This is a genomic window from Corynebacterium rouxii (genome assembly GCF_902702935.1).
In the GTDB taxonomy this organism is placed as follows: Bacteria; Actinomycetota; Actinomycetes; order Mycobacteriales; family Mycobacteriaceae; genus Corynebacterium; species Corynebacterium rouxii.
This window is the reverse complement of record NZ_LR738855.1, coordinates 907,584-927,772: the sequence shown is the minus strand read 5'-3', so window position 1 is coordinate 927,772 and position 20,189 is coordinate 907,584. Positions and strand designations below refer to the sequence as shown.

Annotated in this window: 21 protein-coding genes and 2 pseudogenes; 10 read left to right on the top strand and 13 right to left on the bottom strand. The window is 56.6% G+C overall.

The window, feature by feature from the left end:
• Positions 1 to 1,134 carry an Mrp/NBP35 family ATP-binding protein gene (locus CIP100161_RS04795; RefSeq protein WP_155872332.1) on the top strand — a complete coding sequence of 378 codons (1,134 nt, stop codon included), beginning with the start codon at positions 1 to 3 and terminating at the stop codon, positions 1,132 to 1,134.
• A gap of 3 nt (positions 1,135 to 1,137) precedes the next feature.
• On the opposite strand, the gene tatB is transcribed toward CIP100161_RS04795, so the two are convergent.
• The 3 genes from tatB to sigE are packed head-to-tail and all read right to left on the bottom strand — an operon-like array spanning position 1,138 to position 2,717.
• Positions 1,138 to 1,581, bottom strand: a complete 444-nt coding sequence (tatB, locus tag CIP100161_RS04790) for a Sec-independent protein translocase subunit TatB (protein WP_155872330.1) — start codon at positions 1,579 to 1,581, stop codon at positions 1,138 to 1,140.
• Positions 1,582 to 1,611: 30 nt separating this feature from the next.
• A complete protein-coding gene (locus CIP100161_RS04785) occupies positions 1,612 to 2,025 on the bottom strand; it encodes an anti-sigma factor family protein (RefSeq protein ID WP_155872328.1) in 414 nt (137 codons plus the stop codon).
• A gap of 41 nt (positions 2,026 to 2,066) precedes the next feature.
• The gene (sigE, locus tag CIP100161_RS04780) at positions 2,067 to 2,717 is read right to left on the bottom strand and encodes an RNA polymerase sigma factor SigE (protein ID WP_166443143.1); all 651 of its coding nucleotides are present in this window, start codon (positions 2,715 to 2,717) and stop codon (positions 2,067 to 2,069) included.
• Between the two features lie 155 nt (positions 2,718 to 2,872).
• On the opposite strand from sigE, the gene CIP100161_RS04775 reads away from it, so the two are divergent.
• Positions 2,873 to 3,550 (top strand): O-methyltransferase, encoded by a 678-nt coding sequence (locus tag CIP100161_RS04775; protein ID WP_155872324.1) that lies wholly within the window; start codon positions 2,873 to 2,875, stop codon positions 3,548 to 3,550.
• Positions 3,551 to 3,608: 58 nt separating this feature from the next.
• Here CIP100161_RS04775 and glgC read toward each other — a convergent pair whose 3' ends face one another.
• Positions 3,609 to 4,835 (bottom strand): glucose-1-phosphate adenylyltransferase, encoded by a 1,227-nt coding sequence (glgC, locus tag CIP100161_RS04770; RefSeq protein WP_155872322.1) that lies wholly within the window; start codon positions 4,833 to 4,835, stop codon positions 3,609 to 3,611.
• Between the two features lie 93 nt (positions 4,836 to 4,928).
• On the opposite strand from glgC, the gene glgA reads away from it, so the two are divergent.
• The 3 genes from glgA to CIP100161_RS04755 all read left to right on the top strand — a co-directional run bounded on the left by glgA (position 4,929) and on the right by CIP100161_RS04755 (position 8,329).
• On the top strand, positions 4,929 to 6,101 hold the full coding sequence (gene glgA, locus CIP100161_RS04765) for a glycogen synthase (protein ID WP_155872320.1): 1,173 nt from the start codon (positions 4,929 to 4,931) through the stop codon (positions 6,099 to 6,101).
• 65 nt (positions 6,102 to 6,166) lie between these two features.
• Positions 6,167 to 6,907 carry an acetolactate decarboxylase gene (gene budA / locus CIP100161_RS04760; protein ID WP_155872318.1) on the top strand — a complete coding sequence of 247 codons (741 nt, stop codon included), beginning with the start codon at positions 6,167 to 6,169 and terminating at the stop codon, positions 6,905 to 6,907.
• Between the two features lie 9 nt (positions 6,908 to 6,916).
• Positions 6,917 to 8,329, top strand: a complete 1,413-nt coding sequence (locus CIP100161_RS04755; RefSeq protein ID WP_155872316.1) for a GH32 C-terminal domain-containing protein — start codon at positions 6,917 to 6,919, stop codon at positions 8,327 to 8,329.
• 58 nt (positions 8,330 to 8,387) lie between these two features.
• Here CIP100161_RS04755 and CIP100161_RS04750 read toward each other — a convergent pair whose 3' ends face one another.
• The 7 genes and pseudogenes from CIP100161_RS04750 to dapE all read right to left on the bottom strand — a co-directional run bounded on the left by CIP100161_RS04750 (position 8,388) and on the right by dapE (position 12,975).
• A complete protein-coding gene (locus tag CIP100161_RS04750) occupies positions 8,388 to 9,257 on the bottom strand; it encodes a methyltransferase domain-containing protein (RefSeq protein ID WP_155872314.1) in 870 nt (289 codons plus the stop codon).
• Positions 9,258 to 9,283: 26 nt separating this feature from the next.
• Positions 9,284 to 9,451: a DUF3117 domain-containing protein gene (locus tag CIP100161_RS04745; protein ID WP_003850969.1), complete on the bottom strand. Its 168-nt coding sequence runs from the start codon at positions 9,449 to 9,451 to the stop codon at positions 9,284 to 9,286.
• 86 nt (positions 9,452 to 9,537) lie between these two features.
• Positions 9,538 to 9,816 carry a hypothetical protein gene (locus CIP100161_RS04740; protein WP_155872312.1) on the bottom strand — a complete coding sequence of 93 codons (279 nt, stop codon included), beginning with the start codon at positions 9,814 to 9,816 and terminating at the stop codon, positions 9,538 to 9,540.
• Between the two features lie 4 nt (positions 9,817 to 9,820).
• A pseudogene (locus CIP100161_RS04735) lies at positions 9,821 to 10,492 on the bottom strand (glycosyltransferase).
• Positions 10,489 to 11,113: pseudogene (locus CIP100161_RS04730) on the bottom strand (dihydropteroate synthase). Before CIP100161_RS04730 ends, CIP100161_RS04735 begins: the two co-directional pseudogenes overlap by 4 nt.
• Positions 11,106 to 11,870 (bottom strand): LOG family protein, encoded by a 765-nt coding sequence (locus CIP100161_RS04725; RefSeq protein ID WP_155872310.1) that lies wholly within the window; start codon positions 11,868 to 11,870, stop codon positions 11,106 to 11,108. The pseudogene CIP100161_RS04730 and the gene CIP100161_RS04725 overlap by 8 nt, the downstream one beginning before the upstream one ends.
• Before the next feature lie 7 nt (positions 11,871 to 11,877).
• Complete coding sequence (gene dapE, locus CIP100161_RS04720) at positions 11,878 to 12,975, bottom strand: succinyl-diaminopimelate desuccinylase (RefSeq protein WP_155872308.1); 1,098 nt, start codon at positions 12,973 to 12,975, stop codon at positions 11,878 to 11,880.
• Positions 12,976 to 13,055: 80 nt separating this feature from the next.
• Here dapE and CIP100161_RS04715 point away from each other — a divergent pair, with 80 nt between their 5' ends.
• From CIP100161_RS04715 to CIP100161_RS04695, 5 genes are all read left to right on the top strand, one after another.
• Positions 13,056 to 13,967: a DapH/DapD/GlmU-related protein gene (locus CIP100161_RS04715; RefSeq protein WP_155872307.1), complete on the top strand. Its 912-nt coding sequence runs from the start codon at positions 13,056 to 13,058 to the stop codon at positions 13,965 to 13,967.
• Between the two features lie 69 nt (positions 13,968 to 14,036).
• Complete coding sequence (locus CIP100161_RS04710; protein ID WP_155872305.1) at positions 14,037 to 15,401, top strand: amino acid permease; 1,365 nt, start codon at positions 14,037 to 14,039, stop codon at positions 15,399 to 15,401.
• A gap of 10 nt (positions 15,402 to 15,411) precedes the next feature.
• Positions 15,412 to 16,386 (top strand): 2,3,4,5-tetrahydropyridine-2,6-dicarboxylate N-succinyltransferase, encoded by a 975-nt coding sequence (dapD, locus tag CIP100161_RS04705; RefSeq protein WP_155872303.1) that lies wholly within the window; start codon positions 15,412 to 15,414, stop codon positions 16,384 to 16,386.
• A gap of 61 nt (positions 16,387 to 16,447) precedes the next feature.
• Complete coding sequence (locus CIP100161_RS04700) at positions 16,448 to 17,860, top strand: amino acid permease (RefSeq protein ID WP_155872301.1); 1,413 nt, start codon at positions 16,448 to 16,450, stop codon at positions 17,858 to 17,860.
• A gap of 88 nt (positions 17,861 to 17,948) precedes the next feature.
• Positions 17,949 to 19,124 (top strand): HNH endonuclease signature motif containing protein, encoded by a 1,176-nt coding sequence (locus CIP100161_RS04695; protein WP_155872299.1) that lies wholly within the window; start codon positions 17,949 to 17,951, stop codon positions 19,122 to 19,124.
• A gap of 6 nt (positions 19,125 to 19,130) precedes the next feature.
• On the opposite strand, the gene CIP100161_RS04690 is transcribed toward CIP100161_RS04695, so the two are convergent.
• Both CIP100161_RS04690 and CIP100161_RS12550 read right to left on the bottom strand, forming a co-directional pair.
• Positions 19,131 to 19,688, bottom strand: a complete 558-nt coding sequence (locus CIP100161_RS04690; RefSeq protein WP_155872297.1) for a GtrA family protein — start codon at positions 19,686 to 19,688, stop codon at positions 19,131 to 19,133.
• A 327-nt stretch (positions 19,689 to 20,015) separates the two neighbouring features.
• On the bottom strand, positions 20,016 to 20,189 hold the full coding sequence (locus tag CIP100161_RS12550) for a pseudouridine synthase (protein WP_232053189.1): 174 nt from the start codon (positions 20,187 to 20,189) through the stop codon (positions 20,016 to 20,018).

Genomic DNA, 20,189 nt, shown 5'->3' with positions numbered 1-20,189 from the left:
ATGACACATATACTGACTGAATCTGACGTGCGCGCAGCCCTCGCGCGCGTCGAAGACCCCGAAATCGGCAAACCGATCACCGAAATCGGCATGGTGAAATCCATCAACATCGACGGCAACAACGTCGACGTAGACATCTACCTCACCATTGCCGCCTGCCCCATGAAAAACACCTTGGTCACCAACACCAAGGCCGCAATCGAAGACATCGACGGCGTTGGCAGCGTCAACGTCGGAACCGATGTGATGAGCGACGAACAACGCCGTGAACTTCGCATGTCACTGCGAGGCAACGTCGATGAGCCAGTTATTCCCTTCGCACAACCTGACTCCACAACCCGAGTATTCGCAGTAGCATCCGGCAAGGGCGGCGTCGGCAAGTCCTCCATGACCGTCAACCTCGCCACCGCACTCGCCGCCCGCGGACTCAAAGTAGGTGTCCTCGACGCCGACATCTACGGACACTCAGTACCAGGCATGCTCGGCTCCACCGACCGCCCCCACGCCGTCGACGACATGATCATGCCGCCCCAAGCACACGGCGTAAAACTCATCTCCATCGCACACTTCGTCGAAGGAAACGCACCCGTCGTATGGCGCGGCCCCATGCTCCACCGCGCAATCCAACAGTTCCTAGCCGACGTATTCTGGGGCGACCTCGACATCCTCCTCCTAGACCTCCCCCCAGGAACCGGCGACATCGCCATCTCCGTGGCACAACTCGTCCCCAACGCAGAACTCCTCGTGGTCACTACACCACAATCTGCAGCAGCCGAAGTCGCCGAACGCGCCGGATCCATCAGCATCCAAACCAACCAAAAAATCGCCGGCGTCATCGAAAACATGGGATCCATGGTTCTCCCCGACGGCAGCACCATGGATGTGTTCGGCAGCGGCGGCGGACAAGCGATGGCAGATCGGCTCAAGACCCTCACGGGTACCCCCGTCCCCCTCCTAGGCAGCGTGCCACTCGATCCGCGATTGCGCGAAGGCGGCGATACCGGCACTCCTATCGCAGTCAGCGCCCCCGAATCACCCACCGGCGCAGCGATCCATAAGATCGCAGACAAACTCGTCGTCCGTCGTGATTCCCTTGCTGGAAAACCACTCGGACTAGGAGTTACCCGCCACTAAAACCTAGGTGATGTCATCCCAGCTAAAGCCCGACTTTGGCTGGGGTTCTTTTTGCGCTTGATTCTGCTGTTGAGAAGCTGGATCGACGACCGGCTGGCTGGCACCGCGCTGACGATATGCTTCACCTTCAGTACCACTAGCCATAATCTTTTTCGGATCAAAGTTATCCATGAAGTTCTCGTCCTCATCAAACAATGCTTTGGTGAGGACAGCCTTGGGCCCCATACGTTGAATGGAAGCGATCTTATTGATCGGTTCACGGAACTCATCAAATTCCGCCCCTAGATTGCCGTTAAGCTCTTCTTTGGCATTGTTAATGGCCTTTTTTGCCGCATAAATCGCAGCGCGAACGTCCTCGATAACTTTCGGGAGTCGCTCAGGACCAATGATGATCAATCCGAGAATGAGGACCGTGAAGATTTCTGGCCAGCCAATGGAGGAAAACACCCCTCCTACTCTAGCCTGTTGACCGAAATTTTAACGTTCGTACTGTCGCAAGGCTTCGTTGCGTGCCTCACGAAGAGTCTTTGTAGTTTTGTAAATATTCCTAGCAACCCCATCCAATTTGTCTAGGAGGGATTGGGGGGACGACGGTACTTCCTCCGCCGTAGGCCCATCTGGGCAACAAGCAGCAATCGATTGCAGTTTGGCGATCAAATCAGAAGAAGGCCGCATGTCCGAGTTGTTGCCGTCGCGAAGCCGATCGGCGGCTCGACGCTGACGATGGATTTCCTCCCTGCACTCGGGACAATGAACCAGATGAATTTTGGCGCGGTGTGCTGCCGCGGGGCTGAGCTCGTTGTCAACAAAAGCTGCCACAGCCTCGGGGTTGAGATGCTCCACTGATGCGAAGCGACGCACCTTGTTTTTAGGGGAGTGTTCTTTTTTCATCTGGTAATAGTCACCTCCGCCATCGAACTGTACCCCGATTTTTATCTCCCAGTGGCTAGGAGGAGTTGGGCACCTTCATCGCTGGTTGCTTGGTTCTCCAAATGTGCACGCAGTTGGGAGCGTCCGCGGTGGATTCGGGAGCGAACGGTGCCCATTTTCACACCTAAGGTGTCTGCGATTTCGTCATAGCTCATGCCAACGACGTCACAAAGTACGACGGCCACACGGAAGTCAGGGCTGAGGTCGTCGAGAGCCTTTTGAAGCGCTGGGTCCAAGTTAGACACGTTATAGGCCTGCTCGGGCGTCATGTCGGTACCAGGGACGCGCTCGTAATCCTCTGGGAGTGCTTCCATACGGATCTTGGCGCGGTGACGCACCATGTCAAGGAAGAGGTTGGTAGTAATGCGGTGCAACCATCCCTCGAAGGTTCCCGGTTGGTAGCCCTTGAGCGACCGGAATACACGCATGAAAGTTTCTTGGGTTAAATCTTCTGCGTCATGCTGGTTGCCGGACAAACGAAATGCGAGACGATAGACGCTATCGGCGTGTTGGGCAACGAGTTCTTGCCATGAAGGCATGTCGCCAACGCCCGCGTCGAAAGCTGCGGTTCCAGTCAACTCCTCGGTGGCTACGTCGGCGTCGATGGTGACGTCGTCGGTGCTAGGGAGGGCGGAGCCGTGCGTGTATGTCATAGTTGTTGATTGTGCCGGACTGTTCTGAGGAAAACCAGCCAAGTTTCTGTAAAAACACTGGCAAAGCACAATTGTTCTCAGATTGTGACCTTATGGTGATCTGCTTTGCAGCATTCACACTGTTAACAGGCGTCACAACCTTTGAAGTTGGGCTCATGTCGCCACCACAATCCCCTCCTCCTAGACATACACTGTCGATTGTGAACGCTCCATCAGACTTTATTCGCAACTACATTGACTCCACGACCGACGTGAGTGAGGCTTTAGCAACCGCGCGCGAGGATGCGCAGGAATTTGGGCTCCATGTCCCCGATTCCATTACCGGCCAGCTTTTAACCACATTGGCGGGGGTATCGCGCGCCCACGGAGCTATTGCGGTTACCCCAACAGCAAGTGTGGTGGGCCTCCACCTCCTAGCGGGTCTTGGCGAAAAAGGAATTTTGACCTGTATCGATCCTGAGCCTGAGCACCAAAAGCGCGCCAAGAAAGCTTTCCACGACGCGGGCTATGGTTCCTCACGGATTAGATTTTTGCCGTCCCGTCCCCTCGACGTGATGGGACGATTAGCACGGGGTCAGTATCAGGTCATTTTCGGCGAAGTAGCCCCTCTCGACCTTCGCGCATTTATCGACGCTTCCCTACCGCTGCTTGCCAGCGGCGGCGTCCTTGTTCTGCCTGACGCGCTTCTCGACGGCACCGTGGCAGATTCCACGCGTAAGGATCGCGAAACAGTTACAGCGCGTGAAGCAGATGAATATGTTCGCAGCCTCGATGAGGTCGTCGTATGCCGCCTTCCTCTAGGAGGGGGAACGACACTTATTACCAAACTATAACGCTCGGTGGAAACCGCAGAGGGAGGCGTCGACAAGCAATCGATGCCTCCCTTAGGTTTTATACGACGGAGTTCTTACCGACGACTACCACGCCACCTGGGCTGATCTGGAAGCGCTGCTCATCGCGCTCGCGATCAACGCCAATGACTTGACCGTCAGAGACCACCACGTTCTTGTCCAATATGCAGTGACGCACCACTGCCCCCTTGCCGATGCGCACACCTGGCATAATGACGGAGCCCTCGACTGTTGCGCCTTCTTCGACCACAACATCGGTAGAGACCACCGAGTTACGCACAGTGGAACCGGACACGATGGAGCCTTGGGCAACCATAGAAGCCTGCGCGATACCTCCTTGAACGAACTTCGCAGGTGGCAGGTCACCACGCTCGGTGGAACGAATAGGCCACTGCTGGTTATAGAGGTTGAACACTGGGTGAACAGAGATCAAGTCCATATGCGCTTCATAGAAGGCGTCGATAGTACCAACGTCGCGCCAGTAGGCCCGATCGCGGTCGGTGGAACCAGGCACAACATTCTTGTTGAAGTCGTAAACATTGGCCTGACCCATGCGCACGAAATACGGGATGATATCTCCGCCCATGTCATGCTCAGAATCAGAGTTATTCTCGTCTTCCTTGAGCGCTTTGATAAGGGCATCCGTGGAAAATACATAGTTACCCATAGAAGCGAAAGTCATCGACGGATCATCTGGAGTGCCAGGTGGATCTGCTGGCTTTTCCAAAAACTCGGTGATGTTGTTGTCTTCATCTGCTTGGATGCAACCAAAAGCGCTTGCTTCTGAACGTGGCACTCGGATACCGGCAACAGTAACGGCCTTTCCGGACGCGATGTGATCGGCCACCATCTGCGCAGGATCCATGCGATAAACGTGATCAGCGCCGAACACCAAAACATAATCGGGACGTTCGTCGTACACCAAGTTCAACGACTGCAAAATTGCGTCCGCGGAGCCCATGTACCAGCGCTTCCCCAAACGCTGCTGCGCCGGAACTGACGCAATATATTGGCTGGTCGGACCGCTAAATTGCCACGCTTGGGAAATGTGGCGGTCGAGGGAATGAGACTTGTACTGAGTCAGCACACAAATCTTTAAATATCCGGCATTGACTAGGTTAGACAACACGAAATCGATAAGCCGGTAGGTACCGCCGAAAGGAACAGCTGGCTTGGCACGATCTTCGGTGAGCGGGAACAGCCGCTTACCTTCTCCACCGGCAAGGACAATTGCTAAAACGTTCTGTTTACTCCTCACAAAGCCCAATGTATCGAGAATTTCCGCCCCGCGGGCAGATTTGCCAACAATAAGACACAGAACACCCCACAAAATGGTCCACAGCCCGTTACTCTCGGAAGTATGAGAGTTGCGATGATGACCAAAGAATACCCACCTGAGATCTACGGCGGTGCAGGAGTTCACGTCGCCGAGCTCACCCGCCATATGCGCGACATTGTCGACGTCGACGTCCATTGCATGGGCGCTCCACGAAACGAAGACAACGTCTACACCTATGGCGTTGACCCTGAACTCGCTTCCGCCAACGCTGCCCTGCAAACCATGTCCACAGGACTACGCATGGCACACGCCGCAGCCCGCGCTGATGTAGTCCACTCCCACACGTGGTACACAGGACTAGGAGGGCACTTAGCGGGGCTCCTCCACGAAGTACCCCACATCGTCACAGCTCACTCACTCGAACCCGACCGCCCATGGAAGCGGGAACAACTCGGGGGTGGCTACGATGTCTCCTCATGGTCAGAGCGAAACGCCATGGAATACGCAGACGCTGTGATCGCAGTGTCTGCCGGGATGAAAGACGCTATTCTGCGTGCGTACCCGCGTATCGATGCCGATAAAATCCGCGTCGTACTCAACGGCATCGACACACAGCTTTGGCAACCGCGTCCCACTTTCGACGACGCCGAGCACTCAGTACTCCGCGACCTCGGAATCAACCCAGACCAGCCCATAGTCGCCTTTGTTGGCCGAATCACACGCCAAAAAGGCGTGGAACACTTAGTCAAAGCCGCTCGCCACTTCAGCCCAGGCGTCCAGCTCGTCTTGTGTGCCGGTGCTCCCGACACCCCAGAAATTGCGGCACGCACCCAACACCTCGTAGAAGAACTACAAGCAGAACGCGAAGGCGTTGTCTGGGTACAAGAAATGCTCAGCAAAGACAAGATCCAAGAGATCCTGACAGCCGCTGACGCTTTCGTCTGCCCCTCCATCTACGAACCACTTGGAATCGTCAACCTCGAAGCCATGGCCTGTGCTACCGCCGTTGTCGCCTCAGACGTGGGCGGAATCCCCGAGGTCGTCGTCGACGGCACCACCGGAAGCCTAGTCCACTATGACCCCAATGATACCGACGCCTTCGAGTACGATCTCGCCGAAGCCGTCAACGCCATGGTCGCCGATCGTAAACGCGCTGCGGCTTTCGGTGTCGCCGGACGCAACCGCGCAGTATCCGAGTTTTCATGGAGCTCCATCGCACAACAAACCGTCGATGTGTACTCCTCCCTCCTATAGAAAATAGGGGTCCATTGTAACGGGTTCCCTGCAAAATCCCGCCCACACGACTATTGTGGGCAGGCATGGATGACCATAACGCGCTGCTCGCTGAGCGCCATACGATTTTCCAAAGCTCACTCATGACCGCCCTCCTAGACGGCATCTACGACGGTGAGATTTCCATCGGCGAATTATTGGGACACGGCAACTTCGGCATAGGCACATTTGATGCCCTCGACGGGGAAATGGTCATCCTCGACGGAGTCTGCTATCAACTTCGCGGCGACGGATCCGCCAGTGAAGCAGCGCTCACACAGCGCAGCCCATTCGCCATCGCCACAAATTTTGTGCCACGGCTTAAAGCTCACGTACCGCACGGTATGCACAGGAGCGAACTCAGTGACTTCATCACCTCCCTCCTACCCAGCGAAAACTACATGTATGCAGTACGTATCTCTGGGGTGTTCTCATCAGTCACCGTGCGCACGGTGACCAAACAAGAACGTCCCTACCGCCCGATGACGCAAGCGACTGGTGACGACGCCGAACTCGAATTCACCAACGTCTCCGGTGTTGTAGCCGGGTTTAGAACCCCAATCTACGAAAAAGGCATCGGCGTACCTGGCTGCCACGTCCACTTCATCGACACCGACCGCACCAGCGGCGGCCACGTCCTCGACTTCACCATGTCAGAAGGCACCATCGAAGTCTGCCCAGGAACCGACCTCCAGCTTCGTCTACCGCTAACCCAAGACTTCAGCAATGCATCCTTGGCACCAGACGACCTCGACGCACAAATCCACGCAACCGAAGTGAAAGGCTAACCCACTGCGATGACACATCGGCCAGAACTCCACGTCACCCCAGAAATCGGAATCCTCGATGCCCCCGCAGGTGCGCTTTTCGACGGCACCACGTGGCACCTCTTCCATCAATTCCGTCCTAAAGCAGGAGCACCCTCCCGCTGGGCCCACGACTATGCCAACACCGACCCATTCAACTGGGAAATCTGCGACGACGTCATCGCACCACTAGGAGACGAAATTCGTCTGCGCGCAGGCTCTGTCACCTCCGACGGAGACACCACTCGCCTCTACTTCACCAGCATCACCGACAACGGCGACTCGATCCACCTCGCCGAAATCACCGACCTCGATGCCACCACCTATGATGTCAACGATGACGCGGCAACCACCGACCCCCACGTCGCTAGGCGTGGACAAGTAATCGCCGACCAAGGCGGCTACACCAACTTCCGCTCCCCCTGCGTCGTTCCCAACTGGGTCACCGCCGACGACCGTGACGAAGGCCACTCCGGTTGGATCATGCTCGCCGTCACCGGCGACATGGACGAACCCACCCTCGTCATCCTCGACTCCGAAAACGGAACCGATTGGGAACTACGCGGACCACTCAAAGTCGTAGGAAACTCCGGTATCGAAGGCGAACGCCTCGTCGCACCACGAATCATTCGCCTCCGCGACGAAATCGACCAAAACGTCTACGACATCCTCATCGTCACCATCGAAATCGGGGGCATCGACCGCTCCGGCTACCTCGTCGGCAAGCTCCACAACAACATCTTCACCGTCGTCTCCTCCTTCACCCGCATCGACTACGGACACGACTTCACCCGACCACGCAACACCAACTACACCTCCCACCTCAACAGCAGCGTGGCCCCCGAACACCGCTACAGCCACGCCCACGTCTTCGGACTCATGAACGGAATCGGACGTCTCGACGACGCCACCACCCACCTGAGCTTCCGCGAAGAACAATGGGCCAACTGCCTCTCACTACCACGACGCATGACCCTCCAAGGCGGAAAAATCTACCACACCCCCGTCGCAGGGCTTCCCGACGCCATCCGCGACTCCGACCATGCGATCATGTGGACCGGCCTCCTAGACGTTCCTCTAGGAGAGAAAGTAACCGTAGAGCTTGTCGATACCGCCGGAAATACTGCAGCAAAGATCACCCACTACGGCGACCTCCTAGAGCTCGACCGCTCTATGAACCCCCACCACGAGGGCGACGACATAGCGGTTGCGCCGCTAACAGAAGATGACACCGACTCCGTGACGATCATCGTCGACGGTTCCACCGTGGAAGTCTTTGCCGACGGCGGACAAATCGCCATGGCCAGCCGAGTGTACTTCAACGGCTACTGTGAAGCCTTTACACCACAGGCAAGCGACGGCGCAGACATCCTCCGCAGCGACGTGACAAAGCCACTCGGCTAGGCGAACATAAAAGGTGGCGACGGGAATAACTTCCCGCCGCCACCTTTTTGATTAAGAACTAATCGATCTTGGCAAAACGCGTGATCATCGCACGCGCAGTCACGTCCATGACACTAGGAAGGGTGGCAATCCTCTCTCCTAGTACATCGGGGTGAATATGGCGAGCCGAGGGGCTCATACCGATCTGGGAGGCGATGGAGACTTGGTCTAAGTGCATGGTGAACTCGATCGGTTCTGGATCAGAAACAGGAACAAGGTTGCCTGCTGCTTGATCGATCATGCGTTGGACCTTACCCTTTTCCACGCCGATAATGCCAAGAGGCTCGCGCAGTTCTTCGAGATGGCCGGCGTCTGCGGTTAAGACGATAACCTGACCACCTGGTTTGAGCGCACGGGCGAACTCAGAGGCATTACGTGGTGCAAACACGACCGTGATGGCATCGATGGAAGCATCCCGAAGTGGTAGACGTGACCATGCGTCCGCTACGACAGCGCCCACGCGTGGATGGCACTTGCTCAGCATCTTCGCTGCTGGCACAGAGACGTCAATGCCGATGCCGCGAGAATTCTCGATGTCATCGAGCGCATGCGCCAAATAGTAGCCAGTTCCCGCGCCGACCTCACAAATCACAGGAGAGGCATCCTCAGGTACATGAGCCTCATCCAAGGCGAGGTGAACGGAATTACTCACGGCCTCGACGAAAGGTGCGAAATGACCACCCGATAGGAATGTCTCACGGGCGTGGATCATCGAAGAATCGTCACCAACATAACGAATACCCGCGCCACCAGCGAGGGTGACATACCCTTGGCGTGCAATATCAAAACTATGGCCGGTCTCAGATACCAGACGGCGGTTATCGTCGACAAGTGTCAACGCAGAGCCATCAATCGGATCCGCAAGAACATCTACAACATGCGACAGCACCTAGGGCTACTCCTTATTGTGCAAAACTACTGCGAAACTTCTGTCAGCAAAGCACCCAGCTCTGCTGCCTCTTCTTTATTCATCTCGATGACCAAGCGGCCACCACCATCGGTAGGAATACGCATCACAATCTTACGACTCTCAAAAACCGCCTCCATTGGACCGTTTCCCGTGCGGGGTTTCATGGCTGCCATGCAGATCACCGATTCCTTACATGCTTATTCAAATAATAGAAGCCGCCACATATCACAAAGATACGAGACTAGATTTCAGTCTACCCTCATTTGAAACCCCGTGTCTGCCCCTTGAGCTGGTCAATCTCAGACTCCAAGGCGGCAATCACACAATCTACCTGCTGCTGGTTATATCCCCACAACGCCGAATCAAAGCGGACATCGTCGATCACACCCCGACGCACGGCCTGCTCATTAAGCGCCGTCAACCGATCGACCTCCGGCAACTCCACGCCATCGCCACGACCAAACACCGAACCAAAAGCAAAGGTTAACACCACCACGGCCATCAACATGACTAGGAGGAGAACAATCCACCACAGCATCAACTCACCCCTCTCCTACAGAACAACCCAACGACGACAACGCGGGGCGATGCCCCACTTCATTTAACTCACAAACCACACCAGCAAGTTGCAAAATTGTCGACGCCACCACACGCGCCATAGGAGCAAGCTCACGCAACGGGCGATGACGGTGACCGCGGTGCCCAGCCTCAACCTCCACGATCGATGTTGCACCGAAGCGGCGGAAGACGTCGATAAGCAAACCACCCTCCACACCGTAACCGCCAACAAACGGCAACTCGAGAGCTGCGCTGCGACGAATAGCATACTCCCTTCCTAGAGGCTGACGCACAAACCCTAGCTCAGAGAAGAACGCCTCTAGGAGGGGACGGGCGGTCAACTCGGTCACTCCCCCGCCGCCGCCAGACGCATCGCCACGGGTGCAGGCGTAATTTCCGTGAGATCAGCGTCAAGAAAACCACCACGTCGCCTGTCACTGCAGCGACGCCGCGCCACAAAGCTTCACCCTTGCCAGGGGATCGGAGGAAGCGGGAGTACAATCACGCGCGCACCAGCCGCGTGGGCGCGGACAGCGGTGGCGTCTGTGGAATCGGAGTTGATGACGATGACCTCGTTACCCCCTCCTAGACAATTCGACCACGCTGGCAACGGTTGTTTCCCCGTTGAGAGCGGGAATTACTACGCTAATGTTCACGCAAGCCCCCGAGTGGTTGCTAGCGGCGGAACTTGGCCTTGGATGGCTGCAGTCATACGAATTACGTCGACGGTTTCCGCGACTTGGTGAGAACGAAACGCTGCGACTCCGTGGGCAGCTGCCCAGCGGTAGCTGCTAGAGTTCCGGCTACGCGCTGGTCGACGGGGCGATCCAGCATCTCTCCTACAAAATCTTTGTTGGATAGGGCCATAAGCACAGGCCAGCCGTTTGTAACGATCTCGTCTATCCGCCGTAAGAGTTCCAGTCCGTGGAAGGTGTTCTTGCCAAAATCATGGGTGGGTCGATAAGAATGCGGTCCTCAGGCACACCGAGCCGAACCGCACGTTCGGCCTGTGTGGTTGTTTCCGCAATCACAGACGCAACAATGTCGTCGAAACGCGCGCGGTGAACCGCATCGATCACTGGAACCACCCGATCGATCTCTTCATTGGGAGAGACGTAGGGACCAAGGCCTGCCTTCAGATCACATCACCAGCGCGAGAAAAGGCATCTGCTAGCGCATGCGTAGCCCCATGATCATAAAAGGAATCCGGAGTGCGGTTGACCGGTCGCCATGACCGTCGCGCACTCAGGATTTTGTTGAAACGCACTCCTAGTCATGTGCGTTCATTAATCGGCGATGTGATTGGCGAATAAACTCTATGGCTTCGTCGACTGAATCTGTCACGAGGAACAATGACAAATCTGATTCAGAGATCATGCCCTCTCCTACGAGGCGTTGCTTGATCCAGTCGACGAGCCCACCCCAGAAACTGGTGCCCAGCAAGACGATCGGAAAATTGGTCACTTTACCGGTCTGTACCATGCACAGCACCTCAAAAAGCTCATCAAGAGTGCCCATGCCACCAGGAAGGCACACGAAGGCCTGAGAATACTTCAAAAACATCGTCTTGCGTGCAAAGAAGTACCTAAAGTGCAAGCCCAAATCAACGTAGTCGTTAATTCCTTGCTCGTGAGGAAGTTCAATGCCCAAACCAACCGAATAGCCTTCTGCGTCAAAAGCGCCCTTATTGGCTGCCTCCATAAGGCCGGGGCCGCCACCCGTGATCACAGCGTAGCCAGCACGCACCAACCCCTCTCCTAGACAAACGCCTTGCTCGTAGTACGGATGATCCGGTGCAACGCGGGCGGAGCCGAACACTGTGACAGCTGGTGGCAGTTGCGACAAGGCATCGAAACCTGCGACGAATTCGCTTTGGATTCGAAGCACACGCCAAGGATCTGCGTGCAACCAGTCGTGATCAGCAGGAAGCTCTAGGAGGCGTTGGTCATAGGTTCCAGGTGACTGGTTCTTTTTGCCGCGGACTAGCACTGGCCCGCAAAGGTGCCGCTCATTGCGTTGAGGTTGCGTGGTCATAGGATAATCAGGCTCCGGTTGTCGTTGTATGGGAACTCGTCAAGTATTGCACCAACGTGTCTGACACATCGGTAATCATGTGCACTGGGCACTGTTCGTCTTTTTTGTGGCAGTAGGAAGGATCTCCTGGACCAAAGTTCACTGCGGGAACCCCGATCTCGGAGAACCGAGACACATCGGTCCAGCCATACTTTGCGCGGAACTTGCCACCGGTCGCCTCTAGGAGGGCGGCGGCAGCGGGCCGGTCTAAGCCAGGACGGGCTCCTGCGACGGCATCGTCGATGTCGTAGGTCACGCCCTCGGGAAGATCCATGACCTCGAGCATGTGGGCAAGTGCATCGTCGATGGTTCTGTTGGGGGCGAAACGGAAGTTGACAAACATCCATGCTTCATCGGGGATGGTGTTGGTGGCAACACCGGATTCGCAGTGCACTATGTTGAGGCCTTCGTGGTAGAGGCAGCCGTCGACAAGCACTTCTTTTGCGTCGTAACCTGCAATGTTGGTGATCACCGGGGCTAGTTTATGCATGGCGTTATCTCCTAGCCACGATCGTGCCGAGTGTGCGCGCACACCATGGGCGGTGATACGAAGGCGAATCGTGCCTTGGCAACCGGCCTCGATCACCGCACCGGAAGGCTCGCCTAGGAGGGCGAGGTCGCCACTCAACCAGTCGGGATGTGCCTTCTGAACATGCCCCAACCCGTTAAATTCGCTGGCTACTTCTTCGCCCTCGTAGCAAACCACCGTAAGGTCTTTCGATAGCGCGGGGTGGTTAGCCAAGGTGGCAAAGGCGTTGAGATAGACCGCCATACCCGATTTCATATCTACCGTGCCGCAACCGAACATGATGTCGCCTTCCATGTGACTGGGGACGTTGTCGGCAATTGGGACGGTGTCAATGTGGCCGGCGAGGATCACCCTCTCTCCTAGTCCGCGGTGAGTACGGGCAACCAGCGTGTTGCCGTGGCGTAGCACTTCAACGTTGTCGATGGTGTGAAGCGCCTGCTCGATGGTGTCAGCTATGTCTTTTTCGTGATGGGACGGGCTTTCTATATCAACGAGAGCGCGGGTCAGTTCAATGGGATCTGTAGTCAAATCGAGCATGGCATCGACAATACCGCGCCTCTAGGAGAGAGGATTGCTAACTTCTTCAATGCAGGCCTGCTCCGATAAAGTATTTAATTATGAGTCAATTCGGTGCCACTGCCATCGGTATCGCCAACATTGCCATGAACGGCGAAGTCCTTGATACCTGGTACCCAACCCCAGAATTAGTCCCTGCCAGCGGTTCCTCCTCCTACACGGAACGACTAGGAGCACAGGATTTACCGCCTAAGCTTTTGAGCCTTGTGCGTCTCGACGAAGACCGCTTGGTGGAGCAAGTTGCCGTACGTACCCATATCGGTGATCTGGATTCCCCGCCTATCGACGCCCATGATGTGTTTCTGCGACTACATCTGTTATCGCATCGATTGATGCGTCCGCTCGAGATCAACATGGATAACGCGATGAGTATCTTGTCTCGGGTGGTATGGACGAACAAAGGTCCTTGCTTGCCGGAGAATTTTGAGAACATCAGAATGTCGCTGCGTAACCGTGGTCTTATTCACGTCTATGGCATTGACCGTTTGCCCCGCATGGTTGATTATGTGGTTCCTACAGGGGTAGAAATCACCGAGGCGGAACGCGTCCGGTTAGGCGCTTATCTAGCAGAAGGAACCAAGGTGCTGCGTGAAGGGTATGTTTCTTTCAACGCGGGCACTCTTGGCGCTGGCCGAATTGAAGGCCGTTTGTATTCAGGAACCGTGGTGGGCGATAACGTCGACCTCGGTATTTCTGCATCGATCGTTCCTAGTAAGCCCCATGCTCAGCTGTGCGTCGGTGCTAACTGCGTGTTCGGATTGGGATCAGCTGTGATGGGGATCAACCTCGGCGACAATGTGCACGTAGGCAACAATGTGGTGATTGATAAGGAGACAATGGTCTACTTTGCGGAACGTGGCGAAACCGCGCCAGCAGCGATTCTCGACGGCCAATCGGATTGGCAAATTCATGCCGAAAGCGGCCATCCGGAGCCTGTCGTCCGCCCCATTTAGACACCCCCGCATAAAATTAACTTGCCATAGATTATATGCGACGGGCCTTGGGAGTTTATTCTCAGATCTATGACACAAGCAACCACTGAGACCGAGCTCGGCACAGGCCTGAAAACTCGGCACCTAACAATGATGGGACTCGGCTCCGCCATCGGAGCCGGCCTCTTCCTAGGAACAGGGGTAGGAATTGCAGCCGCAGGACCCGCCGTTCTTATCGCCTACGTCCTCGCAGGCATCTTCGTCGTATTCGTTATGCAAATGCTCGGCGAGCTCGCAGCAGCCCGCCCAGCCTCCGGATCATTCTCCGTCTACGCCGAACAAGCCTTTGGCCACTGGGCTGGCTTCAGCATCGGCTGGCTTTATTGGTTTATGCTCACCATGGTCCTCGGTGCCGAAATGACTGGCGCCGCCGCCATCATGGGCCAATGGTTCGGCATCGCACCATGGATACCAGCTCTTATCTGCGTTATCTTCTTCGCAGTCGTCAACCTCGCCCGTGTCAGCGGCTTTGGCGAATTCGAATTCTGGTTTGCATTTATCAAGGTTGCCGTCATCATCTTCTTCCTCATCATCGGTGTGCTGCTCATCTTCGGGCTGCTCCCTAACCATGAGTTCGTAGGAACCCAACACTTCCTCGGCGACGGATTCATGCCCAACGGCTTCTCCGGTGTAGCCACCGGCCTCCTAGCCGTCGCCTTCGCCTTCGGTGGCATCGAAATCGTCACCATCGCCGCAGCAGAATCCGAAGACCCCAAGACTGCCATCGCCACAGCCGTGCGCTCCGTGATCTGGCGCATCTCTTTCTTCTACTTGGGTTCCGTTCTCGTGATCTGCTTCCTCATCCCGTTCTCCAGTATCGGAGGCGCCAAGAGCGCAGCAGAATCCCCCTTCACCATCATCCTTGGCATGGCCAACATCCCAGGTGTTGTCGGATTCATGGAAGCTGTAATCGTCCTCGCGCTGCTCTCCGCATTCAATGCCCAGATCTACGCAACCTCCCGCATCGTCCACTCCTTCGCAGAACGCGGCGACGCCCCCAAGATCTTCGCAGCCACCAACCCCTCCGGCGTACCAATGCCAGCCGTCCTCCTCAGCATGTTCTTCGCATTCGTCTCCGTAGGATTGCAATACTGGAACCCCGCAGGCCTCCTCAACTTCCTCCTCAACGCTGTAGGAGGATGCTTGATCGTCATCTGGGTCATCATCGCATTCGCATACCTCAAACTGCACCCAGAACTCGTCCGCAACGGCGAAATCACCCCTGTGCGCATGTGGGGCTTCCCATGGCTCGGATGGATCACCATCGCAGGATTCCTCGGACTGACCGTCCTCATGCTGACTGACGACGCCTCCCGCAGCCAAATCACGTCCGTCACGGTCGTATTCCTCCTACTCATAGTCGTGTCATTCTTCACCAAGAAAAAGAGTAAGTAGACTTCCACCCATGACTTCAGCACTAGCAACAGGACTTGCCACCATTACCGCCGACGGCACCGTTCTCGACGCTTGGTTCCCAGCGCCAGAGCTCACCAGCGTCGACACCACCGGCACCACAGTATTAGACGGAGACGACATCCCTGAGCATCTCCGCCTCCTAGTCGGAGAAGACGCAGACCGCGGGGTGCGTCGACAAGCGATCACCACGTCAATCGCAGACCTCGGCGCAGCCCCAACCGACGCCTACGACGCCTACCTGCGCCTCCACCTCCTCTCACACCGCCTGGTTAAGCCACACGGCCAAAACCTCGACGGCATCTTCGGACTGCTCACCAACGTCGTGTGGACCAACTACGGCCCCTGCGAAGTAAAAAACTTTGACATCACCCGCGCCAAGCTCCAAGCACGCGGCCCCGTCACCGTCTATCTCGTCGACAAATTCCCACGCATGGTCGACTACGTCCTGCCCAGCGGCGTACGTATCGGCGACGCAGACCGCGTCCGACTCGGCGCACACCTCGCCGAAGGCACCACCGTCATGCACGAAGGATTCGTCAACTTCAACGCAGGAACCCTCGGCAACTCCATGGTCGAAGGCCGAATCTCCGCAGGCGTCGTGGTTGACGACGGCTCCGACGTCGGCGGCGGCGCATCCATCATGGGCACCCTCTCCGGCGGTGGCAAACAAGTCATCTCACTAGGAAAGCGCTGCCTCCTAGGCGCAAACTCCGGATGCGGAATCCCACTCGGCGACGACTGCGTCATCGAAGCCGGCCTCTACGTCACCGCAGGCTCCAAAATCATCGTCCGCGGCGCCGTAGCAGAAGCCACCGGCCTCAACGACGGCGACACCACCAAAGCCCTCGAACTCGCCGGAGCCAACAACGTCCTCTTCCGACGCAACTCCATCAGCGGCGCCATCGAAGCAACCGCGTGGAAATCCCAAGCAGTCGAACTCAACGACGCGCTCCACGCAAACTAACCGCACACCACCAAGGGAGCCCCTCCTAGAGAGCGGCTCCCTTTTTACCGCAGAAAAACACATGACCGAACACACCGCCCCCACCCTCACAAAAGGGCTCAAAGTCCGCCACCTCACCATGATGGGGCTCGGCTCCACCATCGGCGCCGGCCTCTTCCTAGGCACCGGTGTAGGAATCAAAGCAGCAGGACCCGCCGTACTCATCGCCTACATCATCGCCGGATTCATCGCCGTCATGATCATGCGCATGCTCGGCGAAATGGGCTCCGTCGTCCCCGCCTCCGGCTCCTTCTCCGAATACGCCGACGCAGGTATCGGCCACTGGGCAGGATTCATCCAAGGCTGGGTCTACTGGCTCGCCACCGTAGCAGTCCTCGGCGCAGAAATCACCGGAGCCTCCGGATTCGTCGCCTCATGGCTCGGCGTCTCGCCCTGGGTACCAGCACTCGTATTCGTCGCCTTCTTCGGACTCGTCAACCTCATGCGCGTCCGAGCCTTCGGCGAATTCGAATTCTGGTTCGCCTTCATCAAAGTGGCAGTGCTCGTCATCTTCCTGGTTGTAGGCTCCCTCCTAGTGCTCGGCCTCCTACCGAATCACGACTTCGTTGGGCTCAGCAATGTTCGCAACGAAGGATTCGCGCCTACCGGACTAGGAGGGATCGCAGCCGCCCTCCTAGCCGTAGCATTCGGCTTCGGCGGCATCGAAGTCGTCGCCATCGCCTCCGCAGAATCCGAAGATCCACAAAAATCGCTCGTCAACGCCGTGCGCACCACCATCACGCGCATCAGTATCTTCTACCTAGGCTCAGTGGCCATCATCGTCTTACTCCTGCCCTACTCGTCACTAGGAAAGGCAAAAAGCGCAGCGGAAAGCCCCTTCTCGCAGGTGTTGGCCATGGCCAACATTCCAGGAGTAGTAGGTGTCATCGAAGTCGTTATCGTGCTCGCACTGCTATCGGCATTCAACGCCCAGATCTACGCTAGCTCACGCATGATGATGTCCCTCGCGGAGCGTCGACAAGCACCCAGCATTTTCGCACGCGTCGACAACCGCGGTGTACCACTGCCCGCCATCGTGCTCTCCGTCGCACTCAGCGTCATCATGGTGATCCTCAACTACGTCGACACCGGCTGGCTCCTCACCTTCCTACTCAACTCCGCCGGCGCCTCCCTCCTCACCGTCTGGACCTTCATCGCCGTCTCCCAACTCAAACTACGACGACGCCTCGAAACACTCCAAGGCGACCTAGCCGTACGCATGTGGGCCTTCCCAGGACTCACCATCGCTACCCTCGTCATCCTCTTCGGCCTCGCCGTCCTCATGCTTAGCGACGCCGGCGCACGCATCGAACTGCTCTCTGCTATCGCCATGGTCGCCATCCTCTTCGCGATCAGCCTTATAGCACTAAAACGGCCCTTTGACAAGGCCCTCCTGCCCGGCGAGGCGAGTTATCCACAGAACTCCCCCTCCTAGAGAACGCCTCTAGGAGTTATCCACAGAAATCGCCACCAGGCCTGTCTCCACCACTAGGAGGCGGGCCATCGTCGTTACCGTGCGAAGTATGAACACACACGCAGTACTCCAATACCTCTCCGGCAACGGAATCGCCATCCTCCAGTTCTTTCACCAACTGATCCTTCAGGGCAAAACTCAAGACGACCTGACACGCGACTATGCGCTCGACCGAGCGTGGGTGGGCTCGGTAATGAAGCTCGCCAAGGAGCTGTTCGCTCCCCGCCCCTCTCCTAGTCGCGAGGAATGTATAGCTGTTGCTACGGAGCTAGGACTGGGGATTGAGGTTCTCAAAGCCATCAATCCTGCACTAGGAAGACTCAACAAGAAAGCCAGCGTCACCAAAGACGATCTCCGCCTCCGACTTTATCGCGAAGCCCGCGGCATGACGCCCGCCGAAGCAAAAGCACACGCCAACACCCGCGTCGTCGCACTCAACGACGCATGCGGAGCCACCCCGCGCAAACCCGCCGTCCGCATCTCAAAATCCACCGACGCAGCAGGACAACGCCACATCCATGCATCGCTTGACGACGCCACCGCCAGCGCCGTCGCCGAAAAACTCCACGCCGGCGCCCGCTGGCTCACCAAGAAAACCCCCTCCCTCTCCTACTCACAGGCCATGGCGGAAATCTTTGCCATGTCCATCCTGGACAGCCCCGCTCTAGGAGGGAGGAAACGTCGCGAAGGGCTCATCCTCCTACCCGCCGACGGCTACACCCACCGCGGTAATGGAATGCTCGCAACGACGGACGGCAGCCTGATTCCTGCGCACAAACTCGCCGAACACCTCCTAGAGGAATACGGCTATGCCATGTTGTATGCGCTTAATGATGAGGGCGTCCCTGAACCGGTCGACCTGTATCGCACAAAGCGATACGCCAACGATAAACAGCGGCTCATGATCACGGCAGACCAGCTCACCTGCAGTCATCCGGATTGTCATCGGCTAGCCAATAACAGCCACATCCATCACTGCACTGCGTGGGAGCATGGCGGCGAGACCAACGTGAACAATTTGGTTGCCGCCTGTGCTACGCACAATCGTCGCAACGATGACGACCCAGAACGGCACAAAAACGGCTACTTCCGACGCATGCCGCACAGCGGATGCGCAGGATTTCAGCCGGCAGACCCGAGCCTTCCTCCTAGACGCACCAGAGTGCCCTTCGCTGCCTATTCTGCGCGAGTGTGGGCATGCGACCACTTCGGAGTCGCCGTCTAGCTCCTCCTAGTGAGGGTCGGCGGCAGCGACCACTTGGATCTTGGGATTACGGAAAGTCCACAGCTTATTGATCACAAAATTGACCGGCATAGCAACCAGAATTGAAAACGCGTTCGCCCAGTAGAATTTGGTGCGCAGCCCAGAAGAATCGTCGAAAATTTCTGTAGGAAGGGACAGAGGCGACTCAACATTCATGAGCAGTGTGCCCACAATCTGGCTAACAAAGAACGCACCAAGGCCAGTGATCAAGAAGGGGAAGAAACCACGCCACCACGACAGCATCGTCGCTGATTTAAACGTCCACATGCGATTGAGTTGATAATTCCACGTGTTGGCGACCAAAAAAGCAATCGTCATAAAAACGTGATACCAGCGGATATGAAACGCCGTGCCAAAAAGATTAAAAAACGGCTCATGCTCGCTAATGCCAGCAGTCCACCAGGCAACCTTCTTTGACAACACCGCGACTAGGAGGTTCACGATCGTGCCCGAGCCACCAACGAGTCCAAACATAATGAACTGACGAAGATTGCCCAGCACTGAATCAGTTGCTCGGTTGGTCATGTCTTTCCTCCTAGAGACAGCGAACTTTTTGATTTTAGCCTCTAGCGAATCTCCTAGTCACATTGGACACGGGATCAACGAACTCCAAAGACGTGGCGTACACCTCTAATTTCTCGGAAAAATCATAAATACTGCGCCGCCGATCGAGAGGATATGTGTCGTCGCCAATGATCGGGCACCCCGCCCACGCTAGGAGGACGCGAAGCTGATGAGTATGGCCTGTGGCCGGCTGGAGCTCAACAATTCCCTCTCCTAGTCGACGCACCATCGTGCGAGTAAGAGTACCTGTGGGATCGACGATGACCCGTGGCCCTCTCTTGCGCTTTCCTAGTGCGATCCCTGTCCATTGTGGACGGAATGGAATCGGGCCGCAACGTGAGCAATACAGCGTTTGGTGATCGCCCTATTCTGGAAAAGTTGCTGGTAGATAGCACGTGTCTCTGAGTTGGTAGAGCACAACAAAACGCCGGTGGTGAGGTGGTCGAGACGAGGTAGCGGCAC

What these genes read in the sequence shown, in the direction of transcription:
- CIP100161_RS04795 (WP_155872332.1), top strand. Translation starts at nt 1, where the DNA reads ATGACACATATACTGACTGAATCTGACGTGCGCGCAGCCCTCGCGCGC.
- CIP100161_RS04785 (WP_155872328.1), bottom strand. Translation starts at nt 2,025, where the DNA reads ATGAAAAAAGAACACTCCCCTAAAAACAAGGTGCGTCGCTTCGCATCA.
- sigE (WP_166443143.1), bottom strand. Translation starts at nt 2,717, where the DNA reads ATGACATACACGCACGGCTCCGCCCTCCCTAGCACCGACGACGTCACC.
- CIP100161_RS04775 (WP_155872324.1), top strand. Translation starts at nt 2,873, where the DNA reads ATGTCGCCACCACAATCCCCTCCTCCTAGACATACACTGTCGATTGTG.
- glgA (WP_155872320.1), top strand. Translation starts at nt 4,929, where the DNA reads ATGAGAGTTGCGATGATGACCAAAGAATACCCACCTGAGATCTACGGC.
- budA (WP_155872318.1), top strand. Translation starts at nt 6,167, where the DNA reads ATGGATGACCATAACGCGCTGCTCGCTGAGCGCCATACGATTTTCCAA.
- CIP100161_RS04755 (WP_155872316.1), top strand. Translation starts at nt 6,917, where the DNA reads ATGACACATCGGCCAGAACTCCACGTCACCCCAGAAATCGGAATCCTC.
- CIP100161_RS04745 (WP_003850969.1), bottom strand. Translation starts at nt 9,451, where the DNA reads ATGGCAGCCATGAAACCCCGCACGGGAAACGGTCCAATGGAGGCGGTT.
- CIP100161_RS04740 (WP_155872312.1), bottom strand. Translation starts at nt 9,816, where the DNA reads ATGCTGTGGTGGATTGTTCTCCTCCTAGTCATGTTGATGGCCGTGGTG.
- CIP100161_RS04725 (WP_155872310.1), bottom strand. Translation starts at nt 11,870, where the DNA reads ATGACCACGCAACCTCAACGCAATGAGCGGCACCTTTGCGGGCCAGTG.
- dapE (WP_155872308.1), bottom strand. Translation starts at nt 12,975, where the DNA reads ATGCTCGATTTGACTACAGATCCCATTGAACTGACCCGCGCTCTCGTT.
- CIP100161_RS04715 (WP_155872307.1), top strand. Translation starts at nt 13,056, where the DNA reads ATGAGTCAATTCGGTGCCACTGCCATCGGTATCGCCAACATTGCCATG.
- CIP100161_RS04710 (WP_155872305.1), top strand. Translation starts at nt 14,037, where the DNA reads ATGACACAAGCAACCACTGAGACCGAGCTCGGCACAGGCCTGAAAACT.
- dapD (WP_155872303.1), top strand. Translation starts at nt 15,412, where the DNA reads ATGACTTCAGCACTAGCAACAGGACTTGCCACCATTACCGCCGACGGC.
- CIP100161_RS04700 (WP_155872301.1), top strand. Translation starts at nt 16,448, where the DNA reads ATGACCGAACACACCGCCCCCACCCTCACAAAAGGGCTCAAAGTCCGC.
- CIP100161_RS04695 (WP_155872299.1), top strand. Translation starts at nt 17,949, where the DNA reads ATGAACACACACGCAGTACTCCAATACCTCTCCGGCAACGGAATCGCC.
- CIP100161_RS04690 (WP_155872297.1), bottom strand. Translation starts at nt 19,688, where the DNA reads ATGACCAACCGAGCAACTGATTCAGTGCTGGGCAATCTTCGTCAGTTC.